The sequence below is a fragment of the Streptomyces sp. NPDC044003 genome, assembly GCF_056435185.1.
The window spans coordinates 89,860-102,776 of record NZ_JBWKFA010000004.1 but is presented as its reverse complement, the minus strand read 5'-3'; the positions used below and the strand labels follow the sequence as shown (position 1 = coordinate 102,776).

At 73.1% G+C, this 12,917-nt stretch carries 12 protein-coding genes and 1 pseudogene; 6 read left to right on the top strand and 7 right to left on the bottom strand.

Translation table 11 applies throughout. The annotated features are described in order from the left end of the window. Window positions 1-59 precede the first annotated feature (59 nt). Both AC07AW_RS17615 and AC07AW_RS17610 read left to right on the top strand, forming a co-directional pair. A complete protein-coding gene (locus AC07AW_RS17615; protein WP_478816370.1) occupies window positions 60-1,547 on the top strand; it encodes an ABC transporter permease in 1,488 nt (495 codons plus the stop codon). A gap of 45 nt (window positions 1,548-1,592) precedes the next feature. After that, window positions 1,593-2,264: pseudogene (locus AC07AW_RS17610) on the top strand (ABC transporter ATP-binding protein); the annotation flags it as partial. A 107-nt stretch (window positions 2,265-2,371) separates the two neighbouring features. Here the strand turns inward: AC07AW_RS17610 and AC07AW_RS17605 are convergent. Next, the gene (locus AC07AW_RS17605; protein WP_478816369.1) at window positions 2,372-3,271 is read right to left on the bottom strand and encodes a M23 family metallopeptidase; all 900 of its coding nucleotides are present in this window, start codon (window positions 3,269-3,271) and stop codon (window positions 2,372-2,374) included. An 8-nt stretch (window positions 3,272-3,279) separates the two neighbouring features. Beyond that, entirely contained in the window at window positions 3,280-4,422 is a 1,143-nt protein-coding gene (locus AC07AW_RS17600; protein WP_478816368.1) for an SPFH domain-containing protein, read from the bottom strand. Between the two features lie 176 nt (window positions 4,423-4,598). Here AC07AW_RS17600 and AC07AW_RS17595 point away from each other — a divergent pair, with 176 nt between their 5' ends. After that, a complete protein-coding gene (locus AC07AW_RS17595; RefSeq protein WP_478816367.1) occupies window positions 4,599-6,035 on the top strand; it encodes a WGR domain-containing protein in 1,437 nt (478 codons plus the stop codon). Window positions 6,036-6,061: 26 nt separating this feature from the next. Next, complete coding sequence (locus tag AC07AW_RS17590; protein ID WP_478816366.1) at window positions 6,062-6,514, top strand: hypothetical protein; 453 nt, start codon at window positions 6,062-6,064, stop codon at window positions 6,512-6,514. A gap of 10 nt (window positions 6,515-6,524) precedes the next feature. Here the strand turns inward: AC07AW_RS17590 and AC07AW_RS17585 are convergent, their stop codons facing one another. The 3 genes from AC07AW_RS17585 to AC07AW_RS17575 all read right to left on the bottom strand — a co-directional run bounded on the left by AC07AW_RS17585 (window position 6,525) and on the right by AC07AW_RS17575 (window position 9,112). Further along, window positions 6,525-6,947 carry a DUF350 domain-containing protein gene (locus AC07AW_RS17585; RefSeq protein WP_478816365.1) on the bottom strand — a complete coding sequence of 141 codons (423 nt, stop codon included), beginning with the start codon at window positions 6,945-6,947 and terminating at the stop codon, window positions 6,525-6,527. Window positions 6,948-7,082: 135 nt separating this feature from the next. Beyond that, entirely contained in the window at window positions 7,083-7,697 is a 615-nt protein-coding gene (locus AC07AW_RS17580; RefSeq protein ID WP_478816364.1) for an HdeD family acid-resistance protein, read from the bottom strand. A gap of 38 nt (window positions 7,698-7,735) precedes the next feature. Then, window positions 7,736-9,112 (bottom strand): M20/M25/M40 family metallo-hydrolase, encoded by a 1,377-nt coding sequence (locus AC07AW_RS17575; protein ID WP_478816363.1) that lies wholly within the window; start codon window positions 9,110-9,112, stop codon window positions 7,736-7,738. A 171-nt stretch (window positions 9,113-9,283) separates the two neighbouring features. Between AC07AW_RS17575 and AC07AW_RS17570 the strand changes: the two genes are divergently transcribed. Both AC07AW_RS17570 and opcA read left to right on the top strand, forming a co-directional pair. Continuing rightward, window positions 9,284-9,847 (top strand): DoxX family membrane protein, encoded by a 564-nt coding sequence (locus AC07AW_RS17570; RefSeq protein WP_478816891.1) that lies wholly within the window; start codon window positions 9,284-9,286, stop codon window positions 9,845-9,847. An 82-nt stretch (window positions 9,848-9,929) separates the two neighbouring features. Continuing rightward, the gene (gene opcA, locus AC07AW_RS17565; protein WP_478816362.1) at window positions 9,930-10,841 is read left to right on the top strand and encodes a glucose-6-phosphate dehydrogenase assembly protein OpcA; all 912 of its coding nucleotides are present in this window, start codon (window positions 9,930-9,932) and stop codon (window positions 10,839-10,841) included. A gap of 103 nt (window positions 10,842-10,944) precedes the next feature. Here opcA and AC07AW_RS17560 read toward each other — a convergent pair whose 3' ends face one another. Both AC07AW_RS17560 and AC07AW_RS17555 read right to left on the bottom strand, forming a co-directional pair. Next, the gene (locus AC07AW_RS17560; RefSeq protein WP_478816361.1) at window positions 10,945-11,721 is read right to left on the bottom strand and encodes a class I SAM-dependent methyltransferase; all 777 of its coding nucleotides are present in this window, start codon (window positions 11,719-11,721) and stop codon (window positions 10,945-10,947) included. An 11-nt stretch (window positions 11,722-11,732) separates the two neighbouring features. After that, the gene (locus AC07AW_RS17555; RefSeq protein ID WP_352029332.1) at window positions 11,733-12,818 is read right to left on the bottom strand and encodes a cytochrome P450 family protein; all 1,086 of its coding nucleotides are present in this window, start codon (window positions 12,816-12,818) and stop codon (window positions 11,733-11,735) included. Window positions 12,819-12,917: the final 99 nt, after the last annotated feature.

The window sequence follows — 12,917 nt, the reverse complement described above, 5'->3', positions numbered from 1 at the left end:
CATCCCGCTCTCACGCGGGCCTTATCCCGTCATCACACGCGGCCCCTACCTTCGCGCCCATGTTCTTCACCTACCTCCGGCGCGAGCTGCGCCGTCGCAGAAAGGCGGCGCTCGTCGTCGCCTCCGGGCTCGCGCTCGGGATCGCGCTGGTCATCGTCGTGAACTCCGTCTCCTCCGGCATGAGCCGGGCCCAGGGCAAGGTCCTCGAATCCCTCTACGGCCTCGGTACGGACCTGACGGTGACCAAGGCGCAGGAGCGGCCCCAGGAGGGCGCGCAGCCGCAGCGGCCCCGGTTCGAGTTCGAGGGCGAGGAGGACGGCAAGGAGCAGAGCAGCGACCGGCTGATGGTCCAGGGCTTCCAGACCCTCGCCGACTCCACCGTCGGCACGGTCGGGAAGCAGCAGGGCGTCGCCAAGGCGGTCGGCGGTCTCAGCCTCGTCAATCTGAAGATCAACGGCGAGTTCACGCGCGGTCAGATCCAGCGCGGCCAGGCCCAGCAGGCCCAGCCCGGCGGCCCGGGCGGCGAGAACGGCGGCAACGGCGGGACCGGCTCGGGCCCGGGTGACACCGTCACCGGCGGCGGCGCGGCCTTCGACGTCGACTCCTTCACGCTCTACGGCACCGACGTCACCACCCCCGACCTCGGCCCGCTCACCACCTCCACCGTCTCCACGGGCCGCACCTTCAAGACCACCGAGACCGACGCCGAGGTCGCCGTCGTCGACAGCGCCTACGCGCAGGAGAAGGACCTCTCCGTCGGCGACCGACTGACCGTGAAGGGCGTGAAGTTCGAGATCATCGGCATCGCGACCGCCGACAGCGGACAGTCCGCCGCCCAGGTCTATCTGCCCCTCAAGCAGGCGCAGACCCTCTCCGGATCCGCCGGCAAGATCACCACGATCTATGTGAAGGCGACCGACTCGACGCACATCGACGCGGTTAAGACCGCCATCCAGAAGAACGTCTCCGGCACCACCGTCACCACCTCCGCCGACCTCGCGAAGACGGTCTCCGGCTCGCTCGACACCGCCGCCGACCTCGCCTCCCACGTCGGCAAGTGGCTCTCGTACGCCGTGCTGCTCGCCGCCGTCCTCGTCGCCGGGCTCCTCACCTCAGCCGCCGTCGGCCGCCGGGTCCGCGAGTTCGGCACCCTCAAGGCCCTCGGCTGGAAGAGCGGCCGGGTCACCCGCCAGGTCGTCGGCGAGGCCCTCGTCAACGGCGTCATCGGCGGCGTCCTCGGCATCGCGATCGGCCTCGCCGGAGCGTACGCCGTCACCGCCGCGAGCCCGACCCTCACCGCCGAACTCGGCGCGAGCGGCGGCGGGTTCGGCGGCGGACGCGGCGGCGGCATGGTCCTCGGCGGCCCCGGCGCAGCCCGTACGGCCGTCGGCAAGACCGTCGACATCGCCCTCACCGCCCCCGTCAGCGTCACCACCGTGGGTCTCGCCGTCCTCCTCGCCCTCGGCGGCGGACTCGTCGCGGGCGCCTTCGGCGCCTGGCGCGCCTCGCGGCTCCGCCCCGCCGACGCGCTGCGCCGCGTCGAGTAGCCGCCCGCCCGCCCGCATCCACTGACGGAACACAGGAGTCCCACCATGTACGAACTCATCGGCGTCACCAAGCAGTACCGGCGGGGACAGAAGAGAGTAGAAGCGCTCGCCGGGATCGACCTCACCCTCGACCAGGGGGACCGGCTGGTCATCCAGGGCCCCACGGGTGGCGGCAAGTCGACCCTCCTGCAGATGCTCGGCGGACTCGACCGCCCCACCTCGGGCCGGGTCCTGCTGGACGGCACCGACCTGGCCTCGCTCTCCGAGCGCCGGCTGACGGCCGTGCGGGGCGAGACCATCGGCTTCGTCTTCCAGAGCTTCAACCTCATCCCCACGCTCACCGCCCAGGAGAACGTGGAGACCGCCCTCGTCCCCCTCGGCGTCAAGGCCGCCGAGCGGCGCACCAGGGCCGCCGAGGCACTGGAGTCGGTCGGCCTCGGCGAGCGCCTCGGCCACCTGCCGTCCGAGCTCTCCGGCGGTCAGCAGCAGCGCGTCGCCATCGCCCGCGCTCTGGTCAAGCGCCCGAAGGTGCTCCTCGCCGACGAACCCACCGGCAACCTGGACGAGTCGATGCGCGACGAGATCGTGGACCTGCTCGAAGGGCTGTGCGACGAGCACAAGCTGACCTTCGTGATGGTCACCCACGACAGCGCCGTCGCCCGCCGGGCCCCGCGTCTGGCCACGATCCGGAAGGGCCGGATCACGATCAAGGAGAACCGGCGGACGACGACGGACCGTGTCGAGGCTGACCGGCGCACGACGACGGACCCCGTCGAGGCTGACCGGCGGACCACGACGGACCCCGTCGAGGCCTGACCGGCGTCCTACACGGACACGCCGTGGCCGCGCAGGTAGGCCAGCGGGTTGATGTCCGAGCCGAAGTACGGCGTGGTCCGCACCTCGAAGTGCAGGTGCGGACCCGTCACCCGCCCGGTCGCCCCCGACCGTGCGATCCGCTGCCCGCCCGACACGCTCTGCCCGGGCGACACGTCGATCCGGGAGAGGTGGGCGTACTGGGTGTAGTGGCCGTCCGGATGACGGATCACCACCTCGTAGCCGTACGAGCGTCCGTACCCGGCCGTCACCACCCGGCCGGGACCCACCGCGCGGACCGTTGTCCCCGACGGCACCGCGAAGTCCTGACCCGTGTGGTAGCCCTTCGACCAGGAGCCCGGCTGTCCGTAGTACCCCGTGAAGACGTACGAGGAGACCGGCGCCGTCCAGCCCCGCGCAGACGGTGAGGAAGGGGCGGACGGCTGCGCGGGGCGGCCCGTCCGCTGCTCGTACTTCTCCGCGTGACCGGTCCAGTACCAGTGGCCGCGTGACGGGTACCAGTACACGCGGGACTGCTTGTCCCACCCCTGCCGGCCGTGGAAGACGGGCTCACCGGCGCGGCCCGAGGTCTGCGTGCGCTGCTGGTACGTGGCGTGGTGGCTGGTCCAGCGCCACTCGCCCGCCGCGTTGCGGAACCAGTACCTGGAGCCGTCCCAGCCGGCGTGCGACGGGGCGGGTTCGGCGGCGGCCGTCCCCGTGCCCGCGCCGGCCAGGGCGACCACGCCCACGGTCGCGACGACCGCGCGGCGCACCCCGTGGAGGGCGCGTTGTCCGCCGGTCGCACGGCCGGTCCGGGTGGCCTCGGCGCAGCCTGCGCACGCGCAGTCCGGGGGTATCTCGTCGGCGAAGGCGGGGACGTCGAACTCGGGGTCGGGGGTGTTGTCGTTCACGTTGCTCCTCACTCCTGGTGGTTCGGGTCGGCCGGGCCGCCGCTCCGGGTGTAGAAGGCCACGGTCAAGTCCTTGACCAGGGCCTGGCGTTCGAAGTCGTCGAGCTCGACGAGCCCCCGCGCGGTCAGCCGCGTGACGGTGTCGTCCACGGCGTCGATGACGCCGGTCAGGACCGAGTCCCGGTGCTTGGCGTCCAGGACGGCGATCTGACGCCGGCGCATGGCGGCGGCGACCTCGGGGGCGTACTCGATACGGGTCGGCTGCGCGGAGAAGACGGCGATGCCGACCGGCCGGCACTCGGCCGCGAGCATCCGGGTCAGCGCGTCGCCGACCGCCTCGGCGTCCCGCAGGGTCGGCGCGTCGCCCCGGAACGCGTCCGCGGGCAGCTGCGAGAGCACGCGCGCGGCCGCCGCCTCCACCTGCTCGCGCAGATAACCGAGATGGTCGTCGACCGCGAGCAGCGCGCGGGCCGTGTCCCGCACCGACCACACGACCAGGACCACCACGCGCAGCGCCGAACCCTCCGCGTCGACGACGGCGATGGGTTCGCTGCGCCAGTGCCGCAGCCGTACGTCGATCCGGCGGCGCAGCACGAAGGGGCTGATCCAGACGAGGCCGGTGCGCCGGACGCTGCCCCGGTAGCGGCCGAAGAGCGAAAGGACCCAGGCGGAGCCCGTCCGGCCGCGGGTCAGCCCGCCGAAGGAGATGACGGCGACCACGACGCAGGCGGCGAGCGCGGCCCACTGCCACGGGAGCAGCTCGACGGTGCGCAGGGGGCGGGCGCGCCAGAGCGCCGCTGCCGCGCCCGTGAGCGCGGTGAGGCCGGTGAGGACGGCGACCCAGCCGGGGACGGCGGGTCCCGGACGCTCCGTCAGGTCGGGGTCGGCGGGCGGAGGCCGGCGGGGGAGCGTCACCGACGGGGCGGGCGCTTCGGCCGGCCGCTCCGCCGTTCGTCGAGCCGTCCGGTCTTCTGCCTGCTCCGTCGTCCGGCCCTTCGTCCGGCCCTTCGTCCGCTCCGTCGTCCCCTCCACCGCCCTCGGCAGGGTCTGGGTCGGCCGGGCCGGGTCCGACCGGAAGAGGTCGTTCATCGGTATGCCGTCCGTGTGCCGGCGGGTGCGGACGGGCAGGGGCCGCTTCTGTGGCTCGGTCATGAGGCCCTTCCGGCCGTGACTGAGTTGACGGCTCGTCGGATGATCTTCACGCACCATGGTCACAGGGGTGAATGTCCGGAATGCCGCGACGAAAGTCCCGAATGCCCGGGCCTTTGGTCCCTTGGCCACGGCTTCACCGCAGGCCGTTGTCAGTGGTCGCCCCTACCGTTTTCACCATGACGACGACGACCTATCTGGAGCTGTCGCAGGACGGCGGCGGTGCCCACAAGTTCTACGAAGTGACCGTCGAGGACCTCGCGGTGTCGGTCCGTTACGGCCGGATCGGCTCGGACGGCCAGACCCAGCGCTCCACGTTCCCGACGACGGCGAAGGCCCAGGCCGCCGCGGCGAAGAAGATCGGCGAGAAGGTCCGCAAGGGGTATGCCCCCGCCGTCCGGGGACAGCGCGCCGCGCGCCCCGTGACGCGCCGTGAGGTCACCTCCGCGCCCTCCACCGCGCGCGCCGTCGCCCCCGTCCTCTGGCGTTTCCGCACCGGCTCGGCCGCCTTCGGCATCCACGTCGACGAGGAGCGCTGCTGGGTGGGCAACCAGGCGGGGGACGTCTTCACGCTCGACCGCGCCGGTGAGGTGCAGGCCAGGTTCAGCCTGCCGGACGGCGTCAAGTGCCTGGTCGCCGACGACTTCTGGATCTACGCGGGCTGCGACGACGGCAAGGTGTACGACCTCTCGTCCAAGCTGCCGTTCGCCGCGTACGACATCGCCACCGACGTCGACATCTTCTGGCTCGACATCCACGAGGGCGTCCTGCACGTCGCCGACCGCTCCGGCCGGCTCACCGTCATCGACCACGAGGACGAGCACCAATGGGCGCGCGGCGGCCAGGGCGAGCACGCCTGGATGGTCCGCGCCGACGGCGACGCCGTCTACTACGGGGACACGCGCGGCGTCGCGGCGCACGCGCCGGACGGTGGCGGCGAGCGGTGGCACACGGCCACCGACGGTGCGGTCCTCTTCGGCTGGCAGGAGGACACCGCGGTCTACGCGGGCACGTCCCGCAAGAAGGTGCAGCGGCTCGCGAAGAAGGACGGGCGCGTGGAGGCGGTGTACGCCTGCGACAGCCCGGTGTACTCCTGCGCCACCTCGCCCGGCGGCCGGTTCGTCTTCGCGGCCGACTCCGCCTCGTCCGTCTACTGCTTCGCGGAGGACGGCACCCGGCTGTGGAAGCTCGGCACGGGCGGCGGTTCGGCGCTCTCCATGCAGTACCGGGACGAGCGGCTGTACCTGGTGACCACCGACGGTTCGCTGGTCTGCGTGGACGCGAGCGAGGCGGCGATCGAGGCCGCCAAGGAGGGCACGGTCCCGGTCGCGCGCGACATCAAGCTCGCCGCGGCCCTTCCGGTGTACGAGCCGGCGACGACCGTGACCGCGGTGACCGCCGTCAGCGACGCCCCGGCCGGCTCGGTGGTCGTGGAGTGCGTGAGCGAGGGGGGCAGGACCCGGGTGCGGGTCGTCTCGCAGGGGTACGACTCCGGGTGGAACGTCCAGTTCCCGCGGGCGATCCGGGAGCCCGGCGCGCGGTACGTGGTGGATGCCCTGCACCCGGCCGCGGGCGGGTTCTACCGGGTGCGCGGCGACATCCGGCGGCTCCTGTGACGACCGGTGCGGGGAGCGGCTCGGGGGTGTTCGAGGCGGCCACGGGTGACGGACCGCCGCTGCCCGCGGCCGAGGCCGAGCAGCGGTCGCGGGAGATCCGCGCGGCCGTCGACGGGCTGCTCCAGATCCGGCGGCTGACCCTGGGCCAGGGCGGGGACCCGAGGACCGTGCCCGCCGACTGGGAACGCAGTCGCCCGGTCCGGGCGGTGGCCCTCGCCCTGGAGTCCGGCGGGATCACGCCCTCGTCCGTGGACGCTTCGGGGGCGCGGCTGTCCACCGGTTACCGGGTCACGGCGGGGGAGCGGCCCGGCACGGCGAGGGTGGAGTGGCTCGGTCCGCCGGGCGCGGGCGCCGCCCAGGAGGAGACGGCGGCCCTGGGCGCGTGCGTGCCCGCGCTCGAACGGCTCGGCTGGGAGGCCCTCCTCTACAAGGGGCCGCGCGGCCGCCGCTTCCTGGAGGTCGAGCCCATGTCCCCGTGAGAGGTGGCCGTCAGGCGATCGAGGCGGAGACGATCGCCGAGACCGCGATGTTGCAGGAGGCCGTCACCCAGACCGCCGGGTGCGGTTCGGGGTCGACGAGCGTGGCGCCGAGCTTCCCCGGCGTGACCAGGTCGACGACGAGGAAGGCCACCGCCATCATGACCAGGCCGAGCAGACCGAACACGGCCGTGGAGACGAGTCCCTTGCCGAAGTCGTCGTACGTCGTCCAGATCGAGGTGAAGACGATGCCGCCGATGCCGAGGAGCGCCGAGCTCAGCAGGATCGCGGCGTTGCGGTTGCGGTCCTCCCAGATCTGGCGTCCGAGCTTGCCGGGGGTCAGCAGGTCCACGAGCACGATGCCGAGGATCAGCAGGACCACGCCGAGGGCGCCGTAGGCTCCGGCCCGGCCGAGGCCGTTGACGATGTCGCTCATGAAGTGCCGGCTCCGAACGTTGTGATCGCGGCGGATCGGTGGTCAAGGACCGGCAAAATGTAGCGCACGGGTGAACGAGGACCGCCGCCCGCCCGGAGATCGGGCGGACGGCGGACGGGAGGTGGTGAGTAGCCGCTACGCCCCCGGCGGTAGGTCCTTGGCCCGGGAGCGGACCATGAAGGCCGTGATGACCTCGACCACGCCGACGACGAGGAGCCAGACGCCGGCGAGGACGGTGAGGACCGTGGCCGACTCCAGCGGGGCCACGATCAGCACGATTCCGGCGAGCGCGCTGACGATGCCGAGGAAGATCTGCCAGCCGCGCGCCGGCATCGCCGGGTCGGAGGCCGCCGCCACGGTCTGGGTGATGCCGCGGAACAGCCAGCCGATCCCGATCCACAGGGCGAGCAGCAGGGTCGACTGCGTCGCGCCCCGGAAGCAGAACAGGCCGAGCAGGATCGACAGCGCGCCGCTGATGAAGGCCATGACCCGCAGTGCCGTGGTGGCGTGTGTGCCGAAGGCGGCGACCAGTTGCATCACACCGCTGATCAGCAGGTACAGGCCGAAGAGCACTCCCACCACCCGCAGGGTGGCCTCCGGCCAGGCCAGCACCATGGCGCCGAGGATCAGCGAGACGAGCCCGGCGACGAGCAGGGCCTGCCAGGCGAAGCCCGCGAGGAGTCCCAGGGGCCCGGGTGGCACGTCCCCTCGCGCATCACGGCCGTACGGACTGTCTTGAGTCTGTGTCATGGAAACGCACCGGTCCTTTCGTTGCGGTAGGGGCGGGGTCAGAGGGGAGTGGCGTAGGAGCTCAGGAACAGGGCCTCGGCCAGCGCCATGTGCTCGATCTCGGAGGGGTCCACGCTCTCGTTCGGCGCGTGGATGAGACAGCCCGGCTCCTCGACGCCGATCAGGGCGATCTCCGCCGCCGGGAACTGCGACGCGAGCACGTTGCACAGCGGGATCGAGCCGCCCTGCCCCGACTGGACCATGTCCTTCCCGTACGCCTCGCGGAGCGCCGCCCCCAGGGCCCGGTAGGCGGGTCCGTCGGTGCGCGCCTTGAAGGGCTGGCCGGCGCTCTCCGGCTCCACCTCCACCCGGGCGCCCCACGGGGCGGCCGAGGTCAGATGGTCGGTGAGGGCGCGCAGGGCGTCGTCCGCGTGGAGCCCCGGCGGCACCCGCAGGCTCACCCTGGCCCGTACCTTCGCCTGGATCGCGGCCGAGGAACCCACCACCGGCGGGCAGTCGATGCCGAGGACGGTGACGGCGGGCCGGGCCCACAGCTCGTCGGCGACCGAGCCCGTACCGACGAGGGACACCCCGTCGAGGACGCCCGCATCGGTACGGAACTGCTCGACCGGGTAGTCCACCCCGTCCCAGGCGCCGTCGCCGGAAAGCCCCTTGATCGCCGTGTTGCCGTGTTCGTCGCGGAGGCTGTCGAGGATCCGGACGAGAGCGGCCAGCGCGTCGGGCGCCGGGCCGCCGAACATCCCGGAGTGCATCTCGCCCTTGAGCGTGGAGACCGTCACGACGACATTGGTGAGTCCGCGCAGCGAGGTGGTGGCGGTGGGCAGGCCGAGCGCGAAGTTGCCGGTGTCGCAGACCAACAGGGTGTCGGCGGCGAACAGTTCGGGCTGCAGCGGCACGAGCTGCTCCAGGCCGCCCGTCCCCTGCTCCTCCGAACCCTCCGCCACGAACTTGATGTGCACGGGGAAGCCCCGGCCCTCCGGCCCGCCGAGCGCGCGCAGCGCCGTCAGATGCATGGCGATGTTGCCCTTGCAGTCCGCTGCTCCGCGCCCGTACCAGCGCCCGTCGCGCTCGGTCAGCTCGAACGGCGGAGTCCGCCAGGCGGCGTCGTCCAGGGGCGGCTGCACGTCGTAGTGGCAGTAGAGCAGCACCGTCGGAGCCCCTTCGGGGCCCGGCGCCTGCCCCACCACCGCGTCCGTGCCGTCCGGGGTCGTCACCCGGCGCATGTCGCGGAGCCCCGCCTCCGTGAAGGCCCGCACGAGGAAGTCCGCGGTCTTCGCGCACTCCTCGGGAGGGAACTGGCGAGGGTCGGCGACCGAGCGCATCGCCACCAGTGCGGTGAGGTCCTCCTTCGCCCGGGGCATCAGCGCCCGGACCTTCTCCCGCAGGGCTGCGGTCTCGGTGGACTCGGCGGACATGCGTACCCACTTCCCTCGGGGACGAAAGCACACTCAGTCAAGCAACAGTGCGCAACAGCCGCAAAAGGTGACTCAAGTGGACTATCGAGGGTGGGGTTCGGAGGGCGCGCGGGAGCAGGCGGGGCGAGAGTGGACGGTGCACGCGTCCGCCTCCCGCACCTGGAGAACCTCATGGCCCACCCCAACCGCCGCGATCTCGGGCTGCTCGTGCTGAGGGTCGGCACCGGTGCCGTGCTCGCCGCGCACGGCACGCAGAAGCTCCTCGGCTGGTTCGGGGGCGGCGGCATCGAGGGCACCACCAAGGCGATGGAGGCCATGGGCTTCAACCCGGGCCGCGAGAGCGCGATCGCCGCCGGTCTCGGCGAGGCGGGCGGCGGGGTCCTCCTCGCCCTCGGCCTCGCCACCCCGGCCGCCGGCGCCGCCGCGGCGGGGGCCATGGCGGGCGCCGTCGCCGTCCACGCACCCGCCGGCTTCTTCGCCACGGCCGGCGGCTACGAGTACCCGGCCTTCCTCGGCTTCACCGCCGCTGCGATCGGCATCGCCGGCGCCGGACGGTACTCCCTGGACCACGCCACCGGGCACGTCCTCGACCGCCCCTGGGTGGTGGCCACCGCCTTCCTCGGCACGGCGATCGCCGCCGCGGCCGTCGTCGGCCGCCGCGCCGCGGATCAGGCCTCCCCCGATCCGGATCCCGACCCGGAACCCGCCCCGGGGCCGGGGCCGGAAACCGCCTAGCAGGCACCGCTCCGGGGGACCCGCACGCGTCCGCCGTGCGGGAGGGTTAGGCTCGCCGCAGAGGAAGGGACGGGCGCCGCACATGAAGATCGATCTGACGGACACCGACTCCAGCAAGATCAACAAGGCGATCCTGCAGGGGCGCAGGGCCGTCGGCACCCCCGCCGTCGGCGCCGTGCTCACCCTGATCGTCGTCACCGACGAGGAGAACGCCTACGACTCCGTCAAGGCGGCCAACGAGGCCTCCCGGGAACACCCTTCCCGCACCCTCGTCGTCATCAAGCGCCACGCCCGCACCCCCCGCGAGCGGCACGAGACCCGGCTCGACGCCGAGGTCCGGCTCGGCACCGACGCCGGCTCGGGCGAGACGGTCCTGCTCCGGCTGTACGGGGAAGTCGGCGCCCGCGCCGACTCCGTGGTCCTGCCGCTGCTGCTGCCCGACGCGCCCGTCGTCGTCTGGTGGCCCGTCGACGCCCCCGAGGTGCCCTCCCGGGACCCGCTGGGCTCGCTCGCGCAGCGCCGTATCACCGACATGTACGCGGTCGAGGACCCCCTCGCCGCCCTGGAGCGCCGAGCCGCCTCGTACGCCCCCGGCGACACCGACCTCGCCTGGACCCGGCTCACCCCATGGCGCTCGATGCTGGCCGCCGCCCTCGACCAGGCACCGCTCACCGTCACCTCCGCCGCCGTCGAGAGCGAGGCGGAGAACCCCAGCGCCGAACTCCTGGCCCGCTGGTTCGAGGTCCGGCTCGGGGTTACCGTCGACCGGGTCGTCACCGACGGGCCCGTCGTCACGGCCGTCAGCATGGGCACCGCCGACGGCGAGATCCGCATCGACCGGCCCGAGGGTCCGGTCGCGCGGCTCGCCATCCCCGGCCAGCCCAGCAGGGTCCTCGCCCTGAAGGTCCGGACCACCGCGGAACTGATCGCCGAGGAACTCCGCCGCCTCGACCCCGACGAGGCCTACGCGGCCGCCCTGCGCGGCAGCGCCTGACCGGGCCGGCCCGTACGAGCCGTATCGGGCAGGCCCGTTACGGCTCGTCGGGCAGGCCCGGTACCGTCGTCGTCGGGCAGGCCCGGTACCGTCGTCGTCGGCGTCAGGCCTGCCGGCGGAAGACCAGGACGACGTCCGCCGCCTCCCTGACCCGGGGGACGTCCGGATCGGGCAGGGCGAGCAGGCGGGACCGGGTCTCGTCGACCAGACGGGTGGCCTCTCCGCCCACCGCCCAGGCGCCGGTGAACAGACCGCGCGTCAGCGACGCGGCCATCGCCCGCGGTGACACCTGGAACGACGTAGGGCGCTCCGACGCCGTCCCCTCGTAGACGAGTCCGTGTGCCGCGGCGATCGGGGCCAGCCACTCCGGACCGTCGCGGCGGCTGCCCTCCGGATCGAGACGGTCCTCCAACTCCCCGACGAGGACGCCGATGTCGTCCGTCGGGCGCGTCCCGCCCGCCGGGATCACCAGATAGCGGCCGCCCGGCCGCAGGACCCGTCCGACCTCGGCCAGGACGCCCCGGTTGTCCGGTCCCGCGTGCAGCAGCCAGGTCGAGACCGCCTGGTCCACCGACCCGCTCCGCACCGGCAGCCGGCAGGCGTCGGCCACCGCGACCCGTGCGCCGAGCCGGGCCTTCGCCCGTGCGAGCATCCCCGGCGAGAGGTCGAGCCCGTGCACCGCGTGCCCGAGCGCGGTCAGTTCGGCCGCGACGATGCCCGTGCCCACGCCGATGTCGAGCACCGGGCGCGCCGGGTCGAGCAGCGGCGCGAGCATCCTCGCGAAGCCCGCCGCCCGTTCCGTACCGCCGCGCGACTCGTCGTACCCCGGGGCGATCTCGTCGAACTCCGCCGCCGGGCGGGCCGGAGAAGCAGAGGTCACCGTCCTGCCCCTCACGCCTGCGGGGTGAAGGTCACGGGCAGCGTCGCCATGCCGCGCAGGATGCCCTCGCGCCGGCTCAGGTCCGCGTCCGGGTCGGCGAGCCGCAGGTCGGGGAAGCGCCGCAGCAGGGTGCCGATCGCGATCCTGGCCTCCGCGCGGGCCAGCGGGGCGCCCAGGCAGAAGTGCACACCATGGCCGAAAGCGAGCTGTTGCGGCACCTCGCGGCGGGCCACGTCGAGGATGTCGGGACGGTCGTAGCGCGCCGGGTCGCGGTTGGCGGCCGCGAGCCCGATGATGATCATCTCGCCGGGCGGCACGGTGACCCCGCCGATCTCGTACGCGTCGACGGTGAAGCGCGCGACGCCCCGGCTCACCGGCCCCTCGTAGCGCAGGAGTTCCTCGATCGCGCCGGGCAGCAGCGAAGGGTCGTCGCGCAGCGCGGCGAACTGCTCGGGGTGGCGCAGGAGGGCGTGGACGCCGTTCGCGATGAGGCTCGCCGTCGTCTCGTGGCCGGCGAGCGTGAGCAGGATGGCCATGGCCGTCAGCTCGCGGTCGCTGATCTTCTCCTCGGCCTGCGCGGCACAGAGCGCGCTCAGCAGATCGTCCTTCGGGTCCGCCTTGCGCGCGGCGATCAACGGCTCGAAGAACTCGGTGAGTTCGGCGCGCGCGCGGGCTCCCTTCGCGAGCCGCTCCGGGGTGTTGGGCGGCATGATGAGGCCGACCGCGAGACGGGCGAAGTCCGGCTGCCCCTCGGCCGGGATGCCGATGAGTTCGCTGAGCACGGCCATCGGCAGCGGCAGGGCGAACTCGGAGACCAGATCGGCCGATCCGCGCGCGGCGATCGCGTCGAGGAAGGCGTCGGTGTGCGCCTGGACACGGGGCGCGAGCGCCTCCACGCGCCGGAAGGTGAAGGCCTTCGAGACGAGGTTGCGCAGCCGGGTGTGGTCCTCGCCGTTGGCCACCAGCATGCTGGCCATCAGCACGTTGGTGCGCTCCTGGTGGGCCATCTCCTCCTCGAGCCCGTTGACCCCGACGGGGCTGCTGCTGAGGCGCGGGTCGGTGAGCGCGGCCACCGCCTCGTCGTAGCCGGTGACCATCCAGACTTCAAGGGTGGGATTCAGCCGGACGCGCTGGACGACGCCGTGCTCCCGGATGCGTTCGAAAAGCGGGTAGGGGTTGGGCTGTTGAGCAACGTT

Coding starts and splice junctions, on each gene's coding strand:
- AC07AW_RS17615 (WP_478816370.1), top strand. CDS start 60: ATGTTCTTCACCTACCTCCGGCGCGAGCTGCGCCGTCGCAGAAAGGCG.
- AC07AW_RS17555 (WP_352029332.1), bottom strand. CDS start 12,818: ATGGTCACCGGCTACGACGAGGCGGTGGCCGCGCTCACCGACCCGCGC.
- AC07AW_RS17575 (WP_478816363.1), bottom strand. CDS start 9,112: ATGTCCGCCGAGTCCACCGAGACCGCAGCCCTGCGGGAGAAGGTCCGG.
- AC07AW_RS17595 (WP_478816367.1), top strand. CDS start 4,599: ATGACGACGACGACCTATCTGGAGCTGTCGCAGGACGGCGGCGGTGCC.
- AC07AW_RS17570 (WP_478816891.1), top strand. CDS start 9,284: ATGGCCCACCCCAACCGCCGCGATCTCGGGCTGCTCGTGCTGAGGGTC.
- opcA (WP_478816362.1), top strand. CDS start 9,930: ATGAAGATCGATCTGACGGACACCGACTCCAGCAAGATCAACAAGGCG.
- AC07AW_RS17585 (WP_478816365.1), bottom strand. CDS start 6,947: ATGAGCGACATCGTCAACGGCCTCGGCCGGGCCGGAGCCTACGGCGCC.
- AC07AW_RS17600 (WP_478816368.1), bottom strand. CDS start 4,422: ATGACCGAGCCACAGAAGCGGCCCCTGCCCGTCCGCACCCGCCGGCAC.
- AC07AW_RS17580 (WP_478816364.1), bottom strand. CDS start 7,697: ATGACACAGACTCAAGACAGTCCGTACGGCCGTGATGCGCGAGGGGAC.